This is a genomic window from Acholeplasma sp. ORD1043, assembly GCF_057808485.1.
In genome coordinates, this window is record NZ_JAQLOJ010000010.1 from 25,309 (window position 1) to 49,628 (window position 24,320).

The window sequence follows — 24,320 nt, forward strand, 5'->3', positions numbered from 1 at the left end:
ACTATGTTAGAAGTCAAAAACATTAAGAAGCATTATAAATTAGGGGAACAAACTTTCACTGCACTAAAAGGTATCTCTGTATCTTTTAGAAAGACTGAGTTTGTTAGTATCTTAGGGGAAAGTGGTTCAGGTAAAACTACCCTTTTAAACATCCTTGGTGGTCTAGATCGATATGATAGCGGGGATTTAGTTATTGATAATATCTCAACTAAAAACTATAAAGATAAAGATTGGGATGCGTATAGAAACCACAGAATTGGATTTGTTTTCCAAAACTATAACTTAATTCCTCACTTAGACGTATTAAGTAATGTTGAACTTGCTCAAACACTCTCTGGTGTTTCAAAAGAAGAACGACAAAGAAGAGCTAAAGAAGTATTAACTCGTGTTGGTTTAAAAGAACATATGTACAAAAGACCTAACCAATTATCTGGTGGTCAACAACAAAGAGTTTCAATCGCAAGAGCACTGGTTAACAACCCATCAATCATTTTAGCGGATGAACCAACAGGTGCTCTAGACTCAGAAACATCTGTTGATATCATGAACTTATTAACTGAGATCTCAAAAGATAAATTAATTATCATGGTCACTCACAATGGTGAACTTGCTGAAAAATATTCAAACCGTATTGTTAGATTAAAAGATGGTCTAGTTGTTTCAGATACTAATCCATATAATCCTAAAGCAGATGAATTAAGAAAAGATGACACTAAGAAAACATCAATGTCATTCTTTACAGCTCTTCGTCTATCTTTCAAAAACTTATTAACTAAAAAGGTTAGAACACTGATTACAGCCCTAGCTGGTTCAATCGGTATTATTGGAGTTGCTTTAGTTTTATCACTTCAATATGGATTTACTGATTACTTAAATGAAATGGAACGCGGTACATTTGCAGGGTTACCATTAACAATTAGTAGAAGCTATATTGATATTAGTGCACTAGTAAGTGAGAGTCAAAATCAATTAAAACCAATTGATCCAATCGAAAATGGTGTTGGTGGATATGATCCTCAAACCTCTAGTGGTTTTGAAACAAATAATATTACACAAACATACATTGACTACTTAGAGTCAAGTGACTTAGAAGAATATGCAACTGTAGTATATAATTATGGTTTCACAGGTCAATACTTCTTTTTAAATGGCGACACTTTAAACTATAATCCAAAAGCACCAACAAGTGGTCTTGGTACTGGTGGTAGAAATTATGTTTCTCAAAGTGGTTATACTAACGAATTCCTTGAAAATTTCTTTGTTCCAGTATATGGGAGATTCTATGGGGAATCGGCTAATGAAGCGATATTAATGGTTGATAATCAACATCGTGTACCAAATAAGATCTTAGAATTCTTAGGCTTTGAAACAGGTGAAGATGTTGTTGTTCCGTTTGAGGAAATCATTGGTAAAGAATTCAAAATATTTACAAATAATGCATATTATAAATACGAAGATAATACATTTAAATTAAAATCATCAAGTGAATTATTAGCAACTTATCAAAGCAATTCAGAATTTATTTTAACGGTTAAAATTGTTGGTGTTGTTAAATCAGATAGTGAATTTATTACTGCTAGTGAAGCAATTCTTTATTCAAGTGCGGTTTCAAAATCTATCCTAGATTTAAATATGACAAGTGATGTTGTTGTTGCACAAAGAGAATCAGAATTGAATGTTATTGGAAACATGCCTTTCCAATTTGGTAATACTAAAGAAGATCAATTATACACTTTAGGTGGTATCGATTTACCAACTCAAATTTTAATTTATCCAAATAACTTTGATTCAAAAGAAGCAATTGTTGAAATTCTATCTACTTACAATGAAGGTTTAGATGAAGAAGATCAAATTCATCATACAGATAATATTGCATCCGCACTTTCAATGATTAAAACAGTTATGGATTCAATTTCTGCAGTATTAATTGCGTTCTCTGCAATCTCATTATTTGTATCATCAGTAATGATTGGTATTATTACATATACATCCGTTCTAGAAAGAACAAAAGAAATTGGTGTATTACGTTCAATTGGTGCAAGAAAGAAAGACATTTCTAGAGTATTCAACGCAGAAACAATTATCGTTGGATTTATCGCAGGTATTTTAGGTGTTGTTATTACTTATGGTATCGTTCCACTTGTAAACATTATCTTAGCTGATGCAACAGGTACAGAAAATGTTGCAGAACTATTCTATGTACACGCAATTGCATTAGTAATCATCTCAGTCTTATTAACATTCGTTGCTGGTCTAATCCCAAGTAAAATTGCTGCTGGAAAAGACCCAGTTGTGGCTTTACGTACAGAATAAAATAATATATAATATGTGTAACACGTTGAAAGAGCTAAGTAATTAGCATCATTTGTTCAAAGAGAGTTCCTGGTTTGGTGTAAAGGAATACAAAGATGTTAATGAATCTACTCTGGAGTGATGGCAAAACCATCCGGGTCATTCCGTTATCAATGGTAAAAGCGCTATGAGCAATCATAGAATTAAGGTGGCACCGCGAAATCAAATTCGTCCTTAGGAAGTTTTTTCCTAGGGACTTTTATTTTTTATAAATATATAAGGAGGCATTCTCATGTTAGATTTAAAATTTGTAACAGAAAATTTAGACTATGTGCTAAATAAATTAGAAGGTAGAAATGGAGATTACACTTTCTTAAAGAAAATCCCATTACTTCAAGAAGAAAGAAAAAACATCATTAACGATGTTGAAACAAAAAAAGCAAAACGAAATGAAATCTCTAAATTAGTTGGCCAATATAAAAGAGAAGGTAAAGACGCTACCGATCTTTTAAAAGAAGTTGAAGCAATCAAAGCTGATATTCCACATCAAGAAGAACGTTTAGCTGCAATTGAACAAGAAATATTTGAAATGTTATCAATTGTTCCAAATCTCCCTGCTGATGAAGTTCCAGTTGGTAAGGATGAAGAAGCTAATGTTGAAATCAAAAGATGGGGCACAATCCGCAACTTTGATTTTCCAATCCAAGACCATGTGGCATTAGGTGAAAAACTAGGCATCCTAGACTTTGAACGTGCAGCCAAAATTACGGGTCCAAGATTTGTTGTTGATATGGGGTTAGGCGCAAGACTTGAGCGTGCGCTAATCGCATTTATGATTGACTTGCATGTAGCTAAAGGATATAAAGAAATTATTCCACCATATATCGTATCTGCTAAGAGCATGTTTGCTACAGGTCAATTCCCTAAATTCAAAGAAGATTCATTTAATCTTGCAGGTACTGATTGGTATTTAAATCCAACAGCTGAAGTTCCAACCATTAACCTATACCGTGATGAAATTGTTCCAAACGAACAATTACCAATTAGATATGTATCATTTACAACTGCATTTAGAGCAGAAGCTGGATCAGCTGGACGTGATACAAGAGGTATTTTACGTCAACACCAATTTAACAAAGTTGAATTAATTAAGTTTGCTCGTCCTGAAGAATCTGAAGAAGAACATCAACAAATGTTAAAAGACAGTGAATCTGTGCTTCAAGCATTAAATCTACCATACCGTGTTGTTTTATTATCAACAGGCGATATGGGATTTGGGATGAAGAAAACATATGATTTAGAAGTTTGGTTACCAGGTCAAAATATGTACCGTGAAATTGGCTCAATCTCTAATGCGGGTGATTTCCAAGCACGCCGTGCAAATATTCGTTTTAAACGCGATAAAGATGCTAAAACAGAATACCTACATACATTAAACGGTTCAGGTTTAGCTGTTGGTAGAACTATTATTGCAATCCTAGAAAACTATCAAAATGCTGATGGTACTGTAACTATTCCAGAGGTTTTAGTGCCCTACATGAGAGAAACAATTATTAAGTAAAAACCGTATTTTCACACAGTTTCTACAACATTTCCCATAGTTAACTTAACTCGTTGAAGAATTGTTCAACTCAGTTTATACTATAAGTACTTCATTTTTCTCTCTTTTTTATAGAGCCCAACCGATTAAGCTTTCTTAATATGGCGGCTCTTTTTGTTAACTAAAGGTTAAAATCCAAATTATGTGATAAAATTATTTTAACAAGTCACAACTATGTTAAAGGGGTGTACAATAGTGAAAATTTATTATGTTGAAGATGAAAAAGATTTATCTGAAATTATCAGAAAGTATTTAGCTAGAGAAAATTATGATGTAACAGTCTTTTATGATGGTGAATCAGCAATGCCACATATCGCAGATCAAGTTGATTTATGGATCTTAGATATTATGTTATCAGGGCACATTGATGGTTTTGAATTAATTCAAGAAATTAAACGTGTGAACCCAGATGCAGCGATTATCTTTACCTCAGCTAGAGATCAAGCATTAGATAAAATTAGAGGGTTAGAGCTAGGTAGTGATGATTATCTTGCAAAACCTTACTCACCAAGAGAATTAATTCTACGCGTTAAAGCAATTCTTAACCGTAAGAATTCAAGACCAGGACATATGAATTATAGTGAATATGTAATCTCACTTGATTCACGTGAAATTCGTCATGGTGATGTTCAAATCGAATTAACTAACAAAGAATTTGAAATGTTATTAGTATTCTTAAAGAATAAACAACAACCTATTGAAAGACAAGTAATGTTGGAATCAATTTGGGGCAAAAACTATGTAGGTTCTGATAGAGTCGTTGATGACTTATTAAGAAGACTACGTGCTAAGATGCCATTATTAAGAATTGAAACTATCTACGGATACGGCTACCGCTTATTATGAACCATATTAAATTAACCACGCAAATTAATATTATATTTACATTCGTATCTATACTAGCCTGTGTGGTTTTTTTATTCGTTATGAACTTATCATTTGCAAGAGGATACGAAAACCAAAATATGTATCACTTGAATGAGTATTTTTTAAAAATTAAAACACAATATAATCCAACAGTTGATAACTTCACTTATGATCAGGAATCAACTTATAATGATTACATTATCTTTAACCGTGGTGAGATAGTCGCATACTCAACAAATGCGATTCCAAACAAGGTTAGAAATGAAATTGCAAGTGTCATTGAAGAAACATATGTAAATCCAATCAAACCATTTGGTGAAAAAGAAATTACTTATACTAGATATGGGGATTATGCATATGCAGGAGAAGTTATCGACTATAACAGTGCTTCAAACAGATATGTCATAGTTGTTATTTCTGATACCCAAAATTATATTAATGAAATGACTGGTAGTGTTCCATTTTATACAACCTTAGCATTCATTAACATTCTAGCTTTAGGCATGATTATCATTTGGTTATGGAGTTCAAATACAGTTAAAAGATTAAATGATTTAAGAACAGTTGTTGATGAAATGGTTCATGATGGATACCAAACACCAATCAATGTAGATGGGGCTGAAGAGATTTCAAGCCTTGCTCGTGCAATCGATAATATGCGTATTGAAATTAAGAACAATGAAGATACTAAGAAGGAAATGATACAAAACTTAGGACACGATTTAAAGACACCAATAGCTGTTATTAAATCGTATGCTGAGGCCATTCTTGATGGTGTTGAGTCATCAGATTCAGCTGAATTAATCATCAAACAAGCAGATGTTTTAAATAATAAAGTTAAACAGATTATTGAATATACAAAGATTGGTTATATTGAACTAGATGGTAACTATGAAGATGTATCAATGAAAGATGTGATTAATCAAGTTGTTAACCACTACAAGTACTTAACAGAAGCTAAATTTATTGTTGACATTGAAGCAGATTGGCAACATAAAATGGTTAGAGAAAACTTCTATATCGTCGTATCTAACATTGTTGATAATGCTATTCGTTATGTAAAATCTAAAATTGTTATTCAATTAAAACCAAAAAAACTCACCATCTGGAATGACGGTGAGCAAATTAGTGAAGAGTTATTACCAAAGATTTTTAAAGCTTATGAAAAAGGTAACAAAGGTCAATTTGGTTTAGGGTTAGCGATTGTAAAAGAAACGCTTGATCGATTCAAATTGAATGTAACAGTTACTAATCACAAAGATGGTGTATTATTTACGATAGAGCCGCAATAATTGCTTCGGCTCTTTTTTTATAATCATCTTTAGAAAGTTCTGCCATGTGATTTACAAAATGGAATGAAAAATCACCTTGTTCAAAACGAGGGATAATATGTACATGATAATGGAAAACAGTTTGACCAGCTGCAGCCATATTATTATTTAAAAGGTTAATGCCTTTTGCATCAAACGCTTTAAAGATAGCTTTTGATAATTTTTGAACAACAGAAAATAAATGTTTTAAGGTTTCTTCAGGTACTTCAAAGATATTTTCATATGGTTTCTTAGTTACAACAAGTGTGTGACCAGGTGTTGCTTGAGTAATATCTAAAAAGGCAATTACTAAGTCATCTTCATAAACAATTGATGATGGAATTTCGCGATCGATAATTTGTGAAAAAATGGTTTTCATAAGTTTCTCTCCTTTAAAACTATTATAACAAGTTTTTAATTTAAACCACACTATGTAAATAGTGTTATAATCTAATTGATTATAGAGAAGGGAAATATTATTATGAGAAAAATACCAGTTGGAATCTCAGGACGTCACGTGCACGTTACAAAAGAACATTTAGAAATCTTATTTGGAGAAGGATATGAACTTAAGGTTTTCAAACCATTAAGCCAACCTGGACAATATGCTGCTGAAGAAAAAGTAACTGTTGTTTCACCAAGCGGCCTAGCTTTAGAAGGGGTTCGTATTTTAGGACCAGTTAGACCAGCATCTCAAGTAGAAATTTCACAATCAGATGCAATTCGTTATAAATTTACTGCTCCAGTTCGCTCATCAGGCGATGTTAAAGGTAGTGGTGCTTGCAAATTAGTAGGACCTAAAGGTGAAGTAGAGTTATCAGAAGGTGTAATCATCGCTGACAGACACATTCACTTCTCATTAGAAGAAGCAAAAGAATTCGGAGTTGTAGACAAACAAGTTGTTTCAATTAAGATCGATGGTGTTAAAGCTGGTATCTTAGATAACATCTTATGTCGTGTAAATGCAAACTTCCGTTTAGATTGCCACCTAGATACTGATGATGGTGCGGCTTTCATGTTAAAGAACGGCGATACTGTTACTTTAGTTAAGAGTTACACTATTAACGAATAATGCAAAAAAAAGCAAGACAACAAGTATTTAGAGATCCGTTGTACGGATATATACATATTGAATATGACTTGATTACACACTTGATTGATACAAGTGTGTTTCAACGTTTAAGACGCATTAGACAATTATCTGGTGTTCACATGGTTTTCCATGCAGCTGAACACTCTAGATTTTCACACTCCTTAGGAGTTTATGAACTAGCATATCGCTTCTCAATGATTCCAGAAATTAAAGAGAATTTAAGTGAACGTGAAGAATTATTATTTTTAGCGGCCGCTTTACTTCATGATATTGGACACGGTGCTTATTCACACGCATTTGAATACGTCTTTAAAGTAAATCACGAAAAGATTGGTGCTAGACTTATTAAAGAACATCCTGAATTACGTGGAGTTTTAAGTGAGGTTGACCAAACCTTCGCAGATGATGTTGCATCCATCATCTTAAAAGAAAAGAAATTTCCATTAATTGAGCAATTAATCTCATCTCAACTTGATATCGATAGATTAGATTACTTAGAACGCGATGCATACTTTACAGGTGCAGCATATGGCCATATTGATTTAGATCGCTTAATGAGAGTTGTTATTGTAAAGGATAAGAAGCTTGTCTTTAAATCAAGTGGTATTCATGCAATTGAAAACTATTTAGTTGCAAGATATCACATGTACTGGCAAGTATACTATCATCCAAAAGCAAGAGCATACGAAGTTATTCTAGAAAAGATTTACTTAAGAGTTAAAGATTTACTAGAACAAAATTTTGACTTTAAACACGATGTAACAGCACTAAAAGCAATCCTTAAAAATCCAAATGACATGTATGCTTATTTAGAAGTTGATGATTTCTATATGAATGGACTCATTGCTTACTTCTTAAAATCAGAAGATGAGATTTTAAAGACACTAGCCCATGATTTCTTAAATAGAAAGATTTGGGACTTTATTGATGATACTGTTGAAAACCAAGACGAAATTAATAAAATTCTTTCTTCCATGACAGATGAAGAAAAACGTTATTATGCATTAAAGACAAATGTCTCACAAGGTGCATATAATGAAACTGATTTAAATCTTGGTGATCAAGTCTACATTTTAACGGAAACAGATAAAGTGATACCTTTATCTAAGTATTCATCAATTGTTCATTCACTGGTCTCATCAAGTCTAAAAGCAGATCCGAAATTCTTTTATAAAAAATTATGAAAACTAGAATTTATGTCGTCGAAGGGTATCATGACGAAGCACGACTAAAAAATTTATACCCAAATATTCAAACAATTTCTGTGGGTGGTTCACAAATTAAGGAAGATGTCATAAAGTTTCTTCAAAAAAACGAAGAAAAATTAGACATCGTTCTTTTATTTGACCCAGACCACGCAGGAGAATATATTAGAAAAAAAATCGCATCTAAACTTAAAAATCCAATCCATATCTTTGTTGAAAAAGATATTGCTCGTTCTAAAAACGGTAAGAAGATTGGTATTGAACATATTAAAACCTCGATTTTAAAAGAGAAACTACAATATGAAGTTATATTAGATCAAGATTCAGATTTAAAACTATCAGACTTAGTAAATGCAGGTTTAGCTGGAGTTAATGAAGCAAAAGACCTAAGAGAAAAGATAACAAATTATTACCATATTGGACACTGTAATGCTAAAACATTACTACAACGTTTAAAATGGTTAGGTATTACAAAACAAATGTTAGAAAAGGTAATAGATGAAACATCAAGCTAAAAAAAGATTTGGACAAAATTTCTTAACCGATAAAAATCTATTGAGAAGAATTGTCGATAAAGCAAACATTAAAGATAAAAACGTCTTAGAAATCGGACCTGGGTTAGGTGCACTGACTCAGTTTTTAACTGTAGATGCAAAAAAGTATTTAGCTTATGAAATAGATTACTCTTTAATAGAACCACTAGAACAATTTAGATCTGATAAAGCAAAAATTATCTTCAAAGATTTTATGGAAGATAACGTTGAAGAGACATTAAGCACTTATTTTGGTGATGAAGAGATTCATTTAGTTGGTAATCTGCCATATAATATTACAACACCAATTATCTTCAAATTTTTAGAAATTGATAACTTAAAAACAGCTACCATTATGGTGCAAAAAGAAGTTGGGGATCGTGTGATTTCTGAAACCAATCTTAAGAGTTATAATGCCTTCTCTGCAATACTTCAATACCATGCAGAAGTATCAAGGGTTGTTAATGTAGGCAGAAAAATGTTTACCCCACCACCACAAGTTGATTCAACGGTTATTCAAATTGTTAAACGTGAAAAACGTTTATCAAAAGTGGATGAAAAAACCTATGTTGAACTTGTGAAAAAAGCTTTCCAACATAAACGAAAAACGTTATTAAACAACCTTAATACAGGCTTTGATTTACCTAAAGAAAAAGCTTTAGAATTCTTAAAAAAACATGGTTTTGATGAAAACATTAGAGCTGAAAATCTTGGTGTTGATGACTTTATAAGGCTGACAAAGGACTGGAAATCACTTAATTGATTTCCTTTTTTTTCAGACTATATGAAAAAAATTTTAGCAAATTGAAATGTAAGCGCTTGTCTAATGAAAAAATATGTTATAATGAAGGTAGTTTTAAGTACACCAGGAGGAGCAAATGCAAGTAACAGACGTGAGAGTACGACTTGTAGCTAGTGATTCACGATTAAGGGGCGTGGTTACTATTACATTCGACGATGCTTTTGTAGTTCATGATATTCGCGTCATTGAAGGGGAAAACGGTATATTCGTTGCTATGCCAAGCAAGAAGATGCCAAACGGTGGGTTTAGAGATATCGCTCATCCAATTCATCAAGAAATGCGCAAATCAGTAGAAGATGCGATCATCGCAGCTTATAATGAAGCACTAAAAACGCAAGTGCCAGAGTCATTAGGGGACTAATTAGCACCAAAGACTTAATAATTTTGAGTCTTTAATCATCTCAATAACTGGAAAACTAATCGAGATATCGATTTTTTGAGAACGTACTCATTTTTAAACCGCACAAGATGCGGTTTTCTTTTTTTGAAACATTTTGAAAAATTATGAAAACTGGTTTCATTATGTGTCATTAGACATCCCTATTATCATCGCTAGATGATATAATAGTCTCGAGGCGAGGTATAAATCATGAGTATTGAAGATAAAAAAGTAAAACTATTTAGTTTATCAGCTAATAGACCACTTGCTGAAAAAATTGCAAAAGCAGCTAAAATTCCACTATCAAACGTAGAAGTTATTACATTTGCTGATGGTGAAATTACAACAAACATTGAAGAATCTGTGCGCGGTAATCACGTATTTGTTGTTCAACCAACAAGTCAACCGGCAAACGATCATTTAATGGAAGTATTGATTCTAACGGATGCTTTAAAACGTGCATCAGCAGCATCAATCACTATCATCATGCCATATTTTGGCTATTCAAGACAGGACAGAAAAGTTAAGTCACGTCAACCGATTACAGCTAAACTAGTCGCTAATTTAATGACAGTTGCTGGTGTTGATCGTATTGTTGCTATTGACTTACATGCTGCTCAAATTCAAGGTTTCTTTGATATTCCAATTGACAACTTCCCTGCAGCACCACTTCTAGCTTCATATTTTAAGAAAAAGAAGTTAGATAACATTGTTGTTGTATCACCAGACCATGGTGGTGTGACACGTGCTAGAGCATTTGCTACATTCTTTGAGGCACCTCTTGCGATCATCGATAAGAGAAGACCAAGACCGAATGAGGCAGAAGTTATGAACATCATCGGGGACGTGAGTGGTGCAACTTGTATCATGTTAGATGACATTGTTGATACAGGTGGTACATTAATGGCAGGTGCTAAAGCATTATTAAAAGCAGGTGCTAAAGAAGTATATGCCGCAGTCACACATGGTGTTTTAACTAAAGATGCAACTGTTAAAATTCAAAATTCTGAATTAGCAGAATTAGTCATTACAGATACGATTTATCTTGCACCAGAAAAAATGCAACCAAAAATCAAACAATTATCGATTGGACCGTTACTAGGTGAAGCGATTATCCATATTCTTCATGATGAACCAATCTCACAAATCTTCAACCGTATCGAGGAAGTTTAATGAAATTAATAGTAGGGCTTGGCAATCCTGGTAGGGAATATGCTCAAACTCGACATAATATGGGTTTCATTGTAATCGATCGCATCTTAAAAGATTTAAACTTAGAATTAAAGGTTGATAATAAACTTCAAGCTGCATATGTAAAAACAAAGATTAATGGTGAAGATGTTATTCTTGCTAAACCATTAACTTATATGAATCTTTCCGGACAAGCAGTCATTAATCTTATGAACTTCTACAAGATTGAAAAAGATGATATCATCATTATTTCAGATGATACTGCAATTGAACTAGGGAAGATTAGATTACGTGCATCAGGTTCTCACGGTGGACAAAATGGACTACGTGATATTATTAACCGATTAAGCTCAGATCAGTTTAAAAGATTAAGAGTTGGTATTGGTGACAATAAACTCATTGATAAGAAAGATTTTGTTTTAGGAAAACTAACTTCTAAAGAAATTGATTTCCTAATGCCTGTCTTTGATAGATGTCGAGATTTAATCTTTGACTGGGTAAACCAAATGAGTTTTGAAAACTTAATGAACAAATATAACACCCCCCTGGTTAAATAACTGGGGCTTTATTACGTGGGAAAGAAGTGAATTTATGAGTGAAAATCTATATAAAATATTAGAAAAATCAAAACTTTTAACCGAAAAAACAGGTCATTTTAATCATGTCAATCATGCGTATATTGAACTTGTTTTAGCACTTAGATATCAAAAAAATAATAAGAATTTGCTCATTGTTCTGCCTAATTTATATGATGCACAAAAGTTTTATGATGCGATGAGTTCAATCCTTGGTGATGAGGATGTTTTATTTTATCCAGCTGACCAAGTTTTAACTTCCATGATGGCATTAGGTTCGCCTGAGTTTAAGAACGAAAGACTCTACACATTAAGAAAACTTATTGATCAATCTAAAAAGTATGTTATTATAACAACTCAAGAAGGGTTACTTCGCAGACAACTAACACCAAAAGATTATATCAATAGTGTTGTAACTTTAAAAACCGGAGATTCAATTGAGATAGAGGATCTCTCTAAGAAGTTAGTTTATGACGGGTATACCTTTAACTATACAGTTGAGCGCCCTGGAGAGTTTTCTGTTCGTGGTTCTATTGTTGATATATTTACACATAATAATAAAGACCCATATCGTCTAGATTTCTTTGGTGATGAAATAGAAACTATTAAGACATTCGATGTCTTAACTCAAAGAAGTATTTCAAAAGAAGAAAAGATTGATTTATCACCATTAAATGAACTATTCTTTACCGATAAACAGAAACTTCAAGCAATAGAAGAAATTAAAGAATTCTTCAGAACCCTCACATTAAGTGAAAAAGAAGAAACTAAATATAAACAAGATTTAGAATATTTAGAAACTAGAAAACGTATGGATGGATTACACATCTATATTGATTTTTTCAATAAGGAGAAAACAACAATCCTAGATTTTTTAGGTAATTATGAATTAGTAGTTGTTGACCCATTCAAGATTGAAATCAATGAAGAGACGATTCAAAGTGACTTACAAACATATGCAGAAACAATGATGGGGCATAATTTTTTAAAGTTAGGTTTTAGACTACCTTATGAAGAAATAAAATCAAAGGTTCATCTCTTTTTAGATATTTATCAATCAACAAATGTTTTTTCCACATCACTTGGAATTATGGAGACTGAAAACTTTGTTGGGGAATTAAATCAATTATTAATTTATCTTTTACAATATCCAAACTTTGATAAATTTATTGCATTAAGAAGTTTAGTTAATACTGAAAAAGTAAAAGCTTTTTTAGAGGCTCAAAAAATAGAATATCTGACTTCTTCGTATCGTGAAGGTTGTATCCATATTGTTGAAGCTGATTTACCAGGTTCATTTGTCGATACAGTTAATAAAGTATTAGTATTAACAGAAGACACTATTTTCTCAACTAAACACAAAACCAAAATCAGATACCGTTCAGTGATTAACCAAGCAGTTAAAGTTAGAGACTCAAGTGAACTTGAAGTAGGTGACTATGTTGTTCATTATGACTTTGGAATCGGTCAATATATGGGTTTAAAAACGATGAGTTTATCTGGGGAAAAAAGAGATTATCTTCATATTGTGTATGAGGCAAATGAAGCACTTTATGTTCCAACGGATCAAATCGAACTCATTCTAAAATATCGATCCCACGAAGGGATTGCACCTAAACTATCTAAATTAGGTGGCAAACAATGGAGTAAAACTAAAGCTTCTGTACGTAAGAAAATTAAAGATTTATCTGATCGATTACTTAAACTATATGCGACTAGAAACAGTGCGCTAGGGTTTAAATTCAGTCCTGATAATGAAATGATGGAAAGCTTTGAACGCGATTTCTCATATGAGGAAACGCTAGACCAAAAACTAGCAATTGATGCAGTTAAAAAGGACATGGAACAATCTCGTCCAATGGATAGATTAATCGCAGGTGATGTTGGTTTTGGTAAAACAGAAGTAGCTTTAAGAGCGGCATTTAAAGCCGTTTTAGATGGAAAACAAGTTGCGTATTTAGTACCAACAACTGTACTTGCAAGACAACATTATTACACCTTTAAAGAGCGTTTTGAAAAGTATGGTGGTACCGTTTCATTATTATCTAGATTCGTTTCAGCTAAAGAACAAAAAGATACTTTAGAGAAACTATCACGTGGTCATGTTGATGTTGTTATTGGAACACATCGAATTTTAAGTGAAGATGTAAAGTTTAAAGACTTAGGCTTATTCATTATCGATGAAGAACAAAGATTTGGTGTTGAGCATAAAGAAAAGATTAAAGAAATGAAGGTTAATGTAGATACCTTAACATTATCTGCAACACCAATTCCAAGAACCTTACAGATGGCAATGTACGGTATTAAAGATTTATCCATGATTGAAACACCACCACTTAATCGTTATCCTGTTCAAACATATGTGGTTGAGCGTCAAGATGCACTTGTTAAAGAGGCAATTGATCGTGAGCTTTCACGTGGTGGGCAAGTATTCTATTTATATAATCGAGTTGAGACAATAGAAAATGTGGTTGCTAAAATTCAAAAGTTAGTACCAAATGCGAGAATAACTTATGCTCATGGAAAGATGAATAAAAATAAGTTAGAAGAAGTTTTATCCGACTTTATTGAAAAAGCATATGATGTATTAGTATCAACAACAATTATTGAAACAGGTGTAGATATACCAAATACAAATACATTGATTATTCATGATGCGGATAAGCTTGGTCTTGCACAACTTTATCAATTAAGAGGTAGAGTTGGAAGATCTGATCGAATTGCATATGCATACTTAATGTTTGATGCATATAAGAATATTAATGATGAAGCTAGAAAACGTTTATCTGTGATTGAAGATTTTACTGATTTAGGTAGTGGGTTTAAGATTGCTTTAAGAGATTTATCAATTCGTGGTGCAGGCGATCTATTAGGTGATGAACAATCTGGATTTATCGATTCTGTGGGGATTGAACTCTACATGAAATTACTTGATGAAGTGATGCAAGGTAAGTTAGAAGATGAACCGAAAGCACAACAACAAGACCAAGTATTTGCATCCAGACATATTCCACAAGAATATATCAACTCAGACCCCGTTCGAATCGAAATCCACAAACGTATTGCAACTCTAAATTCCATCCATGAAGTCGAAGAACTAAAGAATGAACTCATCGATAGATTTGGTGAGATTGATGTGGATGTCTTAACTTACATGTATGAAAAACTATTTAAAAAATTAGGATCTAAATTAGGCATTGAAAAAACTGCTGTCACTAAAGACTCAGTTAAGTTTACGCTAAGTTTAGACAAGAGTGGAGAAGTCGATGGTATTTCTTTACTTGAGGCTGGAAGTCTTGTTAAAACGAGAATGTCATTTGGTACATTAAGAGGTCATGTTGAAATAAATATGATGATTAAGGATCATAATGAACATTGGCTTTATCTAGCGTGTTTATTTATTGAAAAGTATTATCAACTTAAGAATAAGTTGTGATATAAGATAACTTAGTAAAAATATAACTTAAAACATGTTAAAATTGAAATTGGTTAGTACGATAACCAATTTCTTTTTTATGGGAGCTTATATGAAAAATACAGTTGTTGTTGGAACCCAATGGGGAGATGAAGGTAAAGGAAAGATTACAGACTTTCTAGCAAGTAGAGCGGATGTTGTTGTTCGCTATCAAGGCGGAAACAATGCAGGCCACACAGTTAAGTTTGATGGTAAAAAATATGCACTACATTTATTACCATCAGGTATTCTTAATCCAAATACCTTAAATATTTTAGCTAATGGTATGGTAATCAATCCAGAGGCTTTTTATAATGAATTGTCAAAAATTGAAACACCATTTAAATTGATGATTTCTGATCGTGCGCATATTGTACTTCCTTATCATATCAATAAAGACAAATACAACGAATCTAAGGATAATATTGGTACTACTCACAAAGGTATTGGTCCAACATATGAAGATAAATATGGTCGTCGAGGTATTCGTGTTGTTGATTTCGTAGGACCGCATAATAAAGAGATTTTAGAGAAGAAATTCGCATCTGAAAAAGAATTTATGCCTAAAGATAAAGATGTAAATGAATTAGTTGCAGATTATTTAAAATTTGCTGAATTCATGAAACCATACGTAGTTGATACTTCATATATTTTAAATGACTTAGTGCACACTAAAACGATTTTATTTGAAGGCGCGCAAGGTGTGTTATTATGTGTTGACCACGGGACATTCCCATATGTGACATCATCATCACCTACTGCTGCATCTGTTCCTATTAACACAGGTTTAGCACCTTGGTATATTAAAGGAGCTGTCGGTGTAACTAAAGCTTATTCAACCAGAGTAGGTAATGGACCATTCCCTTCAGAATTATTTGGTGATTTCGCACAAAATATTCGTATTAAGGGTAATGAATTTGGAACAACTACCGGTCGTCCAAGAAGAATTGGTTGGTTAGATACAGTTGTTATAAACTATTCAAAGCGAGTTTCAGGAATTTCTAGTCTTGCAATTACACTACTTGATGTTTTAACTGGTTTAGATGAAATAAAGATTGTTACACATTATATGTTAGATGGTAAGAGAATTGATACGATTCCAGCGGCATTTAATGATTTTGAAAGATGTGAACCAGTTTATATAAGTGTGCCTGGTTGGAAAAAAGATATTACAAATGCTAAGAGTTTTGATGAACTACCAGAAAATGCCAAACTGTATATTAAGAAAATAGAAGAATTAACAGGACTATCTGTTTCAATTGTTTCTGTTGGTCCAGACCGCGTACAAACAATTGAAAGATTTTCTGTATTATGAGGTAATCAATGGGGAAAGTAGATATTTTAAAAATAGCTAAACATGCACAAGAACAAAAGAAAATCAATCCGAATGTTATTGATGCTACAATCGGTATGTTTTATTCTGATGAATCAAAACTGGTGATCCCAGATGTTGAAAAAGCATTTTATAATCTTGACTTATTTGATACCTTTAAATATGGGGCAACAGATGGTGGTAAAGTATTTGAAGAAAATCTAATCAATTGGGTATTAGATGATAAAAAAGAAGTCTTATCTAAAAAATTTACTTTCACAGGGCTTGCAACACCAGGGGGTTCTGGTGCATTATCAGTTGTTTTTAATGCGTATGGTTCACCTGGTACAAAAGCATTATTAAGTGATATTAGATGGCGTTATGATTACTTTTTAAAAGCCGCTAAAATGGATGTTCATGAACATAAACTTTTTGATGGTGAAGGATTCAACTTAAAAGATTTTGAACAACAATTAGACTTATTAACAAGTAATCAAAAAAGAGTAATCGTCGTCATCAATGACCCATGTCATAATCCTACTGGTTATCACTTAAGTGATTTGGAGTGGCAATCGATTATCTCAATCTTAAATAAATATCAAGATAATGAAATTGTTCTCACTTATGATCTTGCATATTTTGATTATGATCCTAGAGGCTTTAAGAACGCAAGAAACACATTTGATTTCTTTATGGATTTGAAACCTCATGTACAAGTTTTGGTTGCTTTCAGTGCATCTAAATCATTTGCAATATATGGTGTTCGTTTAGGTGGATTAATTGGATTACACCAAACAAAAGAACAATATAATTTCTTTAAGAAAGATGCATTAGAAGATGCTTTAGGTAAATGGAGTACAGCACCTTCAGTTGGTGTTGGTATCTTTAATCAATTATCTATGGATAAAGATAAATATATCTCTTCTTTAACTAAGCTTACATCAACGCTTAAATCAAGAGGTGACATTTTTCAAAAAGAAGCAAAGGAAGAAAAATTAGATATTTATCCTTATAGAGGTGGCTTCTTCGTACTTGTTAAATCAAGTAATCCGGAAGCTGATTATGAAAAATTAGCTAAAGAAAATATTTATGTTGTACCAATGGAACAAGGCCTAAGAGTCGCATTATGTGGTATTACAAATAAAGAAGTGATTGGTCTTGCCGGTAAACTTAAAAAAGTTGTTTCAAATAAATAGTTCAACTTGATTGAAAAAAATAACAGAATTTAAGGGGAGAAATCCCCTTTTTTGTTGGTTTATGTTATGATGGAGGTAATATCACTTTTCAATGAAGGGAGATAAAATCGATGCGTAAATTGATTGCATTATTAACAAATAGACTAATGTTTATTGGGTTGTTTTTCTTACTTCAAATTGGCTTAATCATTTATTTTGTTAATGTCCTTTCAACTGATTTTTATGATCTTCATTTTGGTGCAATGATTATAGGTTTTTTAATTACGTTGCATTTAATTGCTGATGATGATAATCCAATGTATAAACTACTTTGGATCATCATTCTATTAACACTACCAGTTTTTGGGGTATTATTCTATTTATACTCACGAACAGAACGTTTATCCATTTCATCTAGTTCTAGAATGAAACGCGCTCAAGCAACTAGAGAAGAAGAATTAAAAAAACAAGCAAGTGTGTTTGGTGATGAATACTTAAAACACCAAAAGTATTTGGCTAATCTCAACTTCCCAGTTTATGTCAACACAAAATCAAAATTTTTAGGTAGTGGTCAAGAAAAATTAGAAGCGTTACTTGAAGCTTTAAAAACAGCTAAGCATTTTATCTTTATGGAATATTTCATTATTACGAAATCTAAGATGTGGGATCAAATACTAGCGGTTTTAATTCAAAAACAAAAAGAAGGCGTCGAAATAAAGATTATTTATGATGACTTTGGTTCTGCGACTAAACTACCTTTCAATTATCATAAATATCTTGAACGCTTAGGTATGGAAGTTGTTAGATTTAACCCAATGAAACTCCATATTAATTACGCTATGAATTATCGAGACCATAGAAAAATTGTTGTTATTGATAATAAGATTGCTTTCACTGGTGGGGTTAATATTGGTGATGAATACACCAATAAGAAGAAGATATTTGGTCAGTGGAATGATGCTGCCATTATGGTTGAAGGTGAAGCAGTTTGGACTTTCTCAGCAATCTTCTTAGAAAACTGGCAATTTAGTAAGAAAAAAGAAATTAGTCACGAACCATATCACGTAGTACATTCGGTTCCAGGTAAATATCAATATGCACCATTTAGTGATATTCCAGTTGATAAGAATTTAACAGGTAAAAGTATATATCTTCATTTAATTAATGATGCGAAAGAATCAATCTATATTACAGCTCCTTATCTAATTCTAGATAATGAACTTGCAACAGCTTTGAAACTTGCCGCTGAAAGTGGTGTTGATGTAAATATTATCCTACCGTCAATCCCAGATAAAAAACTTGTTTATATGGTATCTGAATCTTATTCGGAGGAACTGGCTAAATATGGTGTAAAAATATTTAAATATACACCAGGGTTTATCCATTCTAAAATGATTATTGCAGATAAAAAAGTAGCAATGATTGGTTCTTCTAATTTAGACTTTAGAAGTTTGTATATGCATTTAGAAAATAACCTTTGGTTAAACGACGTAGATACAATTTCTGATATGGTTAAATACTATGAAGAAACTATAAAAAAGAGCCGCTTTGTTACGGCTCAGGATTATAAGAAACGAAATATTATTTACCGGGTATTCCGTGCAATCTTAAGAGGATTTTCACCATTACTTTGAAAGCTCACTAATCATGAATTTCATGATTGGAGTTTTTTTTGTTTTAATGAATAACATGTATTCTAATATGAATACGATTGCCCCTACGAAGTTAGCGATAATATCAAACATAGTCTCACCAACATCTGTTGATGTGCCTCCGCCTATGATTAATTGAGGCTTTCCTTGTGTAAATGTACCAAATAATGAGTCAGATGCAAATTCAAATATTTCCCATACTGCACTAATCATCATTGCAAAACTAAATATGAATAAAAGAGAGAAGATATAATTTGAGTTATTTAATTTGTTTGTTTTAATTAAGATATATAATCCAATTAAAGCACTCGAGTAGCCAAAAAAGACATGAATTAATTTATCATAATGAATATTTTCATATAAATTATAGAAGTTTAAAGATGAACCCAAAAACACTGCTAAAAAAACATAGACTGCAGTATATAGGTATAAGAATAAGTTAAACTTACCCTTTGTTAATAAACGAATCAACATTGGTATGAGTGTAAAGCATATAGTTGCAATATGACTAGTCAATCTCTTAGTTGGATCTACACCTGTTAAAAGAATCATAGTCAATAAGATCATAGCGGTAACCAACATCATTGAGTTTAGAATATATGTAAAGCCTACAACAAATTTTTTTATCCCTTCATCATTCATAAATATCCCCTCTTTTCTATGATTATATGCTCATTAAGAAAAAAAATCGGATTGACACTTTGGATCAAACGCGATTTATGAATTAAGATAAGGATTTAAACTCTTTCATGAAGTTAATTAAATTTGAATCTATTTTTTGTTGAGTTAAAATTTCTTCATTTAAGGTTTCAAAATTTGAATGATACATGATGGTATCAATGATGTATTCTTTATTTAGGTTTGAAGGTAAACCTTTAATTTCATTAAAGAATCTGAATGCGTACATACTTGAAACTAAACTATAACCCATAAATTTGTTAATCTTTGTTGCACCTTTACCAAGTTGATGGAAAAAGGCAACTAGAATCAAATCTAGGCTTTTTGATTTATTTAAAGTAGATTCAATCTTAGAAAGTATTTCAACTTCACCTTCTAGTTTTAAAATCTCAGGTAAGTATGCCGCTGAGACAAATCTTTTAACGGTATCAATTACAGAATGAGATTTCAAATATAAAATAAATTCATTGAAATTAACATCTTCATTTAAGAAACTTGATTGTGAAATGATTTTATAATCATCACAATCCATACCAATTTTAGGAGGCATCATACCTCGATACATATCTTTAATAACAAAATCAGGAACTACACGCTCTGTCTCACGGCGTTTATTTTGGAATAGAGCTAATGCCTTCGGTTCTAAAACAAGATGAAGTTCAACATAAAAACCGCGTTGTTTAAATTCGTTATATAAAAAGATTCTCTTTTTACGATCTAGATTTGTAGCATCATAAATAAGGGATTCACCATAATTAAAAACAAGCTCATGAAGTCTTGCAAAGACTTTTTGATCATCTTCTGGAGCGTGATTCGCTTTTAAAGTTTTGAATAGTTCCAGTCTGACCATATCTGACGAGAAATATGGTATTTTTTGACTTTTCCCATAGGTGGATTTTCCACTTCCTGGAACACCAACTAAAATGATTGCTTTTTTCATTAAAAAGTCCCCTTTATTTTCATGAATATGATAACACATTGTGTGTTATTCGACACAATTTAGACAACTAAAAAAAGACCCATTTTATAGAAAACGCTTTCTATTATAGAATTCCAAGCAAAAATTTTGACGACCTACTAAAATGATAGTAGATAATCATATCCAAAAAATTTATAGAAGGAGAATTAAGATATGGAAAACGCGTGGAGAGGGTTTAACGCTGGAGCATGGAATAATTCTGTTAACGTTTCAGACTTTATTAAAAAGAACTACTCTGAATATAAGGGTGACGGTTTATTCTTAGAACCTGCAGCTGAAAGCTCACTTAAATTAAATGAAGAATTTAAGAATTTACTTAAATTAGAGAAAGAAAAAGGTGGAGTTATTGAACTTGATACTAAAGTAGCTTCTACAATTGTTTCTCACAAACCAGGATATATTGATCAAAAATTAGAAAAGATTGTTGGTCTACAAACTGATGCACCGTTAAAGAGAGGCTTCTTCCCATTTGGTGGTATTCAAGTAGCTACTAAAGCTGCTGAAGCATATGGTTATAAAGTAGAACAAGAAACTATTGACCTATATACAGATATTAGAAAGACACATAACCAAGGTGTGTTTGATGCTTATACACCAGAAATCAGAAAGGCTAGAAGATCACACATCATCACTGGTTTACCAGATGGTTATGGTCGCGGAAGAATCATTGGTGACTACCGTCGTGTAGCATTATATGGTGTTGATTTCTTAATTAAAGAAAAACAAGCTCAACAAAATACATTAACATTCCCAATGACTGAAGATGTTATTAGACTTCGCGAAGAAGTATCTGAACAAATCAAGTCATTAAAAGAATTAATCCAACTTGGTGATATGTATGGCTTCGATTTAAGAAGACCAGCAGCTGACTCAAAAGAAGCTATTCAATGGTTATATTTAGCTTATCTTGCAGCAGTTAAAGAACAAAATGGTGCTGCGATGTCATTAGGTCGTGTAGATGCATTCTTAGACATCTATATTGAACGCGACTTACAAGAAGGTAAATATTCAGAATTTGAAATTCAAGAAATGGTTGACCATTTCGTAATGAAATTAAGAATGATCAGATTTGCTAGAACTCCTGAGTACAACCAATTATTTACAGGTGACCCAACATGGGTAACAGCTGTATTAGGTGGTATGACTGCTGAAGGTGGTAAATCACTTGTTACTAAAACAGCATTCCGTTTATTACACACTTTATACAACTTAGGTACATCTGCAGAACCAAACCTTACTGTATTATGGAGTGAACATTTACCAGAAGGTTTCAAAAACTTCTGTGCTAAAGTTTCTATTGATACATCATCAATTCAATATGAATCAGATGAATTAATCCGTCCAAATCATGGTGATGACTATGCTATTGCATGTTGCGTATCACCAATGATTGTTGGTAAAGAAATGCAATTCTTCGGTGCACGTGCTAACCTTGCTAAAGCATTATTATATGCATTAAATGGTGGTCGTGATGAAGTCTCTGGTGATCAAGTATTTGAAAAAACTAAGAGAGAAGTATTAAGAGCAGATGTGTTAGATTATGATGTAGTAATGGAAAGATTTGATGAAACATTAACAGAACTTGCAGAAGTATATGTGAATGCATTAAATATCATCCACTACATGCATGATAAATATGCATATGAAAAGATTGAAATGGCATTACATGATTTACATGTTACAAGATGGTTTGCAACTGGTATTGCAGGACTTTCAGTTGTAGCAGACTCATTATCAGCAATCAAATATGCTAAAGTTCATCCAATTTATGATGAAGAAAAAGGTATCATTGTTGACTTTGAAACTGTTGGTGATTTCCCTAAATATGGTAATAACGATGAAAGAGTTGACTCAATTGCAGTTGATGTCGTACGTCGTATGATGAACAAAATCAGAATGTATCCAACATATAGAAACTCAGTTGCTACAATGTCAGCATTAACAATTACATCTAATGTTGTATATGGTAAGAATACTGGTAATACACCAGATGGTCGTCGTTATGGTGAACCATTTGCACCAGGTGCTAACCCAATGCATCAACGTGATAAGAGTGGTGCTTTAAACTCATTATTATCGGTTGCTAAACTTCCTTATGAAGATTGCCGCGATGGTATTTCAAATACATTCACAATTATTCCAAAAGCGCTTGGTAAGAACATTGAAGTTGAAGGTTCAATCGTTCATTTAGAAGATGATATTCAAGTTCAAAATCTAGCTAGATTATTAGATGGTTACTTTGCAAACAATGGTTACCATTTAAACGTCAATGTATTTAACAGAGAAACATTAAAACAAGCTTACGATCATCCGGAATTATTCCCTAACTTAACAGTTCGTGTATCTGGATATGCAGTAAACTTCTCTAATTTAACAAACGAACAAAAACGTGAGGTAATGAAACGTACATTCCATGACAACTTCTAATAATGTAATATTAGGAAATGTTAATACCATTGAAACATTTGGAGCATTCGACGGACCAGGATTAAGATATGTCTTATTCTTACAAGGTTGTCCACTTCGTTGTAAATTCTGTCATAACCGTGATACTTGGGGAACCGAGGAAAACAAATTAATGACTGTAGATGAAGTTTTGAATGACTACAAAAAGTACAAAGCCTTCTATAAAGGTGGCGGCATCACCGTATCTGGTGGTGAAGCCACCCTTCAAATGGCTTTTTTAACCGAACTCTTTAAACGTGCAAAAGCATTAGGCATTCATACATGTTTAGATACTGCTGCCGGCACATTTTCTGAAAAGAGAATGGATGAATTTGATGAGTTGTTAAAATATACAGATCTTGTCTTACTCGATATTAAACATATCGATAATGATATGCACAAATGGCTATGTGGTGCGCCTAATACAAACATTTTGAAGTTTGCACAAGTTTTATCAGATAAAAAAGTTCCTACTGTTTTAAGACATGTCTTGATTCCAACGATAAATTCTCAAGAAAACTACCTCTCTCGTTTGAGAGAATTTATCGATGGACTAGACAATATCACTGGTATTGATATTCTTCCATACCATAAGTTTGGTATTAGAAAGTGGGAATCAATGGGTTTAAAGTATGAACTAGAAGATATTAATGAACCCACAAAAGAAGAAATTAAATTGGCTGAAACACTACTTAAAAAAGATTATAAGTATATGGTGTAAAAGCCTTATAGACTATTTAACTTTATATACTATGTATAATAAAAGTATCTAAAACAA

20 protein-coding genes and 1 other annotated feature are annotated in these 24,320 nt (G+C 32.4%); of the genes, 17 read left to right on the forward strand and 3 right to left on the reverse strand.

The window, feature by feature from the left end:
* Positions 1–3 precede the first annotated feature (3 nt).
* From PG914_RS04665 to PG914_RS04680, 4 genes are all read left to right on the forward strand, one after another.
* Entirely contained in the window at positions 4–2,313 is a 2,310-nt protein-coding gene (locus tag PG914_RS04665; RefSeq protein ID WP_488822548.1) for an ABC transporter ATP-binding protein/permease, read from the forward strand.
* 16 nt (positions 2,314–2,329) lie between these two features.
* Positions 2,330–2,531: a binding site (T-box leader), on the forward strand.
* A 53-nt stretch (positions 2,532–2,584) separates the two neighbouring features.
* On the forward strand, positions 2,585–3,853 hold the full coding sequence (gene serS, locus PG914_RS04670) for a serine--tRNA ligase (protein WP_488822549.1): 1,269 nt from the start codon (positions 2,585–2,587) through the stop codon (positions 3,851–3,853).
* Positions 3,854–4,066: 213 nt separating this feature from the next.
* The gene (locus PG914_RS04675) at positions 4,067–4,738 is read left to right on the forward strand and encodes a response regulator transcription factor (RefSeq protein WP_488822550.1); all 672 of its coding nucleotides are present in this window, start codon (positions 4,067–4,069) and stop codon (positions 4,736–4,738) included.
* Between the two features lie 80 nt (positions 4,739–4,818).
* Positions 4,819–6,051: a sensor histidine kinase gene (locus PG914_RS04680; protein ID WP_488822551.1), complete on the forward strand. Its 1,233-nt coding sequence runs from the start codon at positions 4,819–4,821 to the stop codon at positions 6,049–6,051.
* Here PG914_RS04680 and PG914_RS04685 read toward each other — a convergent pair.
* A complete protein-coding gene (locus PG914_RS04685) occupies positions 6,032–6,448 on the reverse strand; it encodes an HIT family protein (protein WP_488822552.1) in 417 nt (138 codons plus the stop codon). The genes PG914_RS04680 and PG914_RS04685 overlap by 20 nt on opposite strands.
* 102 nt (positions 6,449–6,550) lie before the next feature.
* Between PG914_RS04685 and PG914_RS04690 the strand changes: the two genes are divergently transcribed.
* From PG914_RS04690 to cls, 11 genes are all read left to right on the forward strand, one after another.
* The gene (locus PG914_RS04690; protein WP_488822553.1) at positions 6,551–7,141 is read left to right on the forward strand and encodes a phosphate propanoyltransferase; all 591 of its coding nucleotides are present in this window, start codon (positions 6,551–6,553) and stop codon (positions 7,139–7,141) included.
* Complete coding sequence (locus tag PG914_RS04695; protein WP_488822554.1) at positions 7,141–8,346, forward strand: HD domain-containing protein; 1,206 nt, start codon at positions 7,141–7,143, stop codon at positions 8,344–8,346. Before PG914_RS04690 ends, PG914_RS04695 begins: the two co-directional genes overlap by 1 nt.
* Positions 8,343–8,882 (forward strand): ribonuclease M5, encoded by a 540-nt coding sequence (gene rnmV, locus PG914_RS04700; RefSeq protein WP_488822555.1) that lies wholly within the window; start codon positions 8,343–8,345, stop codon positions 8,880–8,882. The genes PG914_RS04695 and rnmV overlap by 4 nt, the downstream gene beginning before the upstream one ends.
* Positions 8,866–9,663: a 16S rRNA (adenine(1518)-N(6)/adenine(1519)-N(6))-dimethyltransferase RsmA gene (rsmA, locus tag PG914_RS04705; protein ID WP_488822556.1), complete on the forward strand. Its 798-nt coding sequence runs from the start codon at positions 8,866–8,868 to the stop codon at positions 9,661–9,663. The genes rnmV and rsmA overlap by 17 nt, the downstream gene beginning before the upstream one ends.
* A gap of 115 nt (positions 9,664–9,778) precedes the next feature.
* Complete coding sequence (gene spoVG, locus PG914_RS04710; RefSeq protein ID WP_488822557.1) at positions 9,779–10,063, forward strand: septation regulator SpoVG; 285 nt, start codon at positions 9,779–9,781, stop codon at positions 10,061–10,063.
* A gap of 228 nt (positions 10,064–10,291) precedes the next feature.
* Positions 10,292–11,254, forward strand: a complete 963-nt coding sequence (locus PG914_RS04715) for a ribose-phosphate diphosphokinase (protein WP_488822558.1) — start codon at positions 10,292–10,294, stop codon at positions 11,252–11,254.
* Positions 11,254–11,829, forward strand: a complete 576-nt coding sequence (pth, locus tag PG914_RS04720; protein WP_488822559.1) for an aminoacyl-tRNA hydrolase — start codon at positions 11,254–11,256, stop codon at positions 11,827–11,829. The genes PG914_RS04715 and pth overlap by 1 nt, the downstream gene beginning before the upstream one ends.
* Positions 11,830–11,863: 34 nt before the next feature.
* A complete protein-coding gene (gene mfd / locus PG914_RS04725) occupies positions 11,864–15,283 on the forward strand; it encodes a transcription-repair coupling factor (protein WP_488822560.1) in 3,420 nt (1,139 codons plus the stop codon).
* Positions 15,284–15,374: 91 nt separating this feature from the next.
* Positions 15,375–16,616, forward strand: a complete 1,242-nt coding sequence (locus PG914_RS04730) for an adenylosuccinate synthase (RefSeq protein WP_488822561.1) — start codon at positions 15,375–15,377, stop codon at positions 16,614–16,616.
* Positions 16,617–16,624: 8 nt separating this feature from the next.
* Positions 16,625–17,809 (forward strand): aminotransferase class I/II-fold pyridoxal phosphate-dependent enzyme, encoded by a 1,185-nt coding sequence (locus PG914_RS04735; protein ID WP_488822562.1) that lies wholly within the window; start codon positions 16,625–16,627, stop codon positions 17,807–17,809.
* A gap of 110 nt (positions 17,810–17,919) precedes the next feature.
* Positions 17,920–19,422 (forward strand): cardiolipin synthase, encoded by a 1,503-nt coding sequence (gene cls, locus PG914_RS04740; RefSeq protein WP_488822563.1) that lies wholly within the window; start codon positions 17,920–17,922, stop codon positions 19,420–19,422.
* Here the strand turns inward: cls and PG914_RS04745 are convergent.
* Both PG914_RS04745 and PG914_RS04750 read right to left on the reverse strand, forming a co-directional pair.
* Positions 19,414–20,082 (reverse strand): DUF2238 domain-containing protein, encoded by a 669-nt coding sequence (locus PG914_RS04745; RefSeq protein WP_488822564.1) that lies wholly within the window; start codon positions 20,080–20,082, stop codon positions 19,414–19,416. The two genes, cls and PG914_RS04745, sit on opposite strands and share 9 nt — an antisense overlap.
* An 82-nt stretch (positions 20,083–20,164) precedes the next feature.
* The gene (locus tag PG914_RS04750) at positions 20,165–21,058 is read right to left on the reverse strand and encodes an AAA family ATPase (protein WP_488822565.1); all 894 of its coding nucleotides are present in this window, start codon (positions 21,056–21,058) and stop codon (positions 20,165–20,167) included.
* Positions 21,059–21,250: 192 nt separating this feature from the next.
* Between PG914_RS04750 and pflB the strand changes: the two genes are divergently transcribed.
* A complete protein-coding gene (gene pflB, locus PG914_RS04755; RefSeq protein WP_488822566.1) occupies positions 21,251–23,524 on the forward strand; it encodes a formate C-acetyltransferase in 2,274 nt (757 codons plus the stop codon).
* Positions 23,511–24,263, forward strand: coding sequence for a pyruvate formate-lyase-activating protein (gene pflA, locus PG914_RS04760; protein WP_488822567.1), 753 nt, complete (start codon positions 23,511–23,513; stop codon positions 24,261–24,263). The genes pflB and pflA overlap by 14 nt, the downstream gene beginning before the upstream one ends.
* The last annotated feature ends 57 nt before the right edge of the window (positions 24,264–24,320 follow it).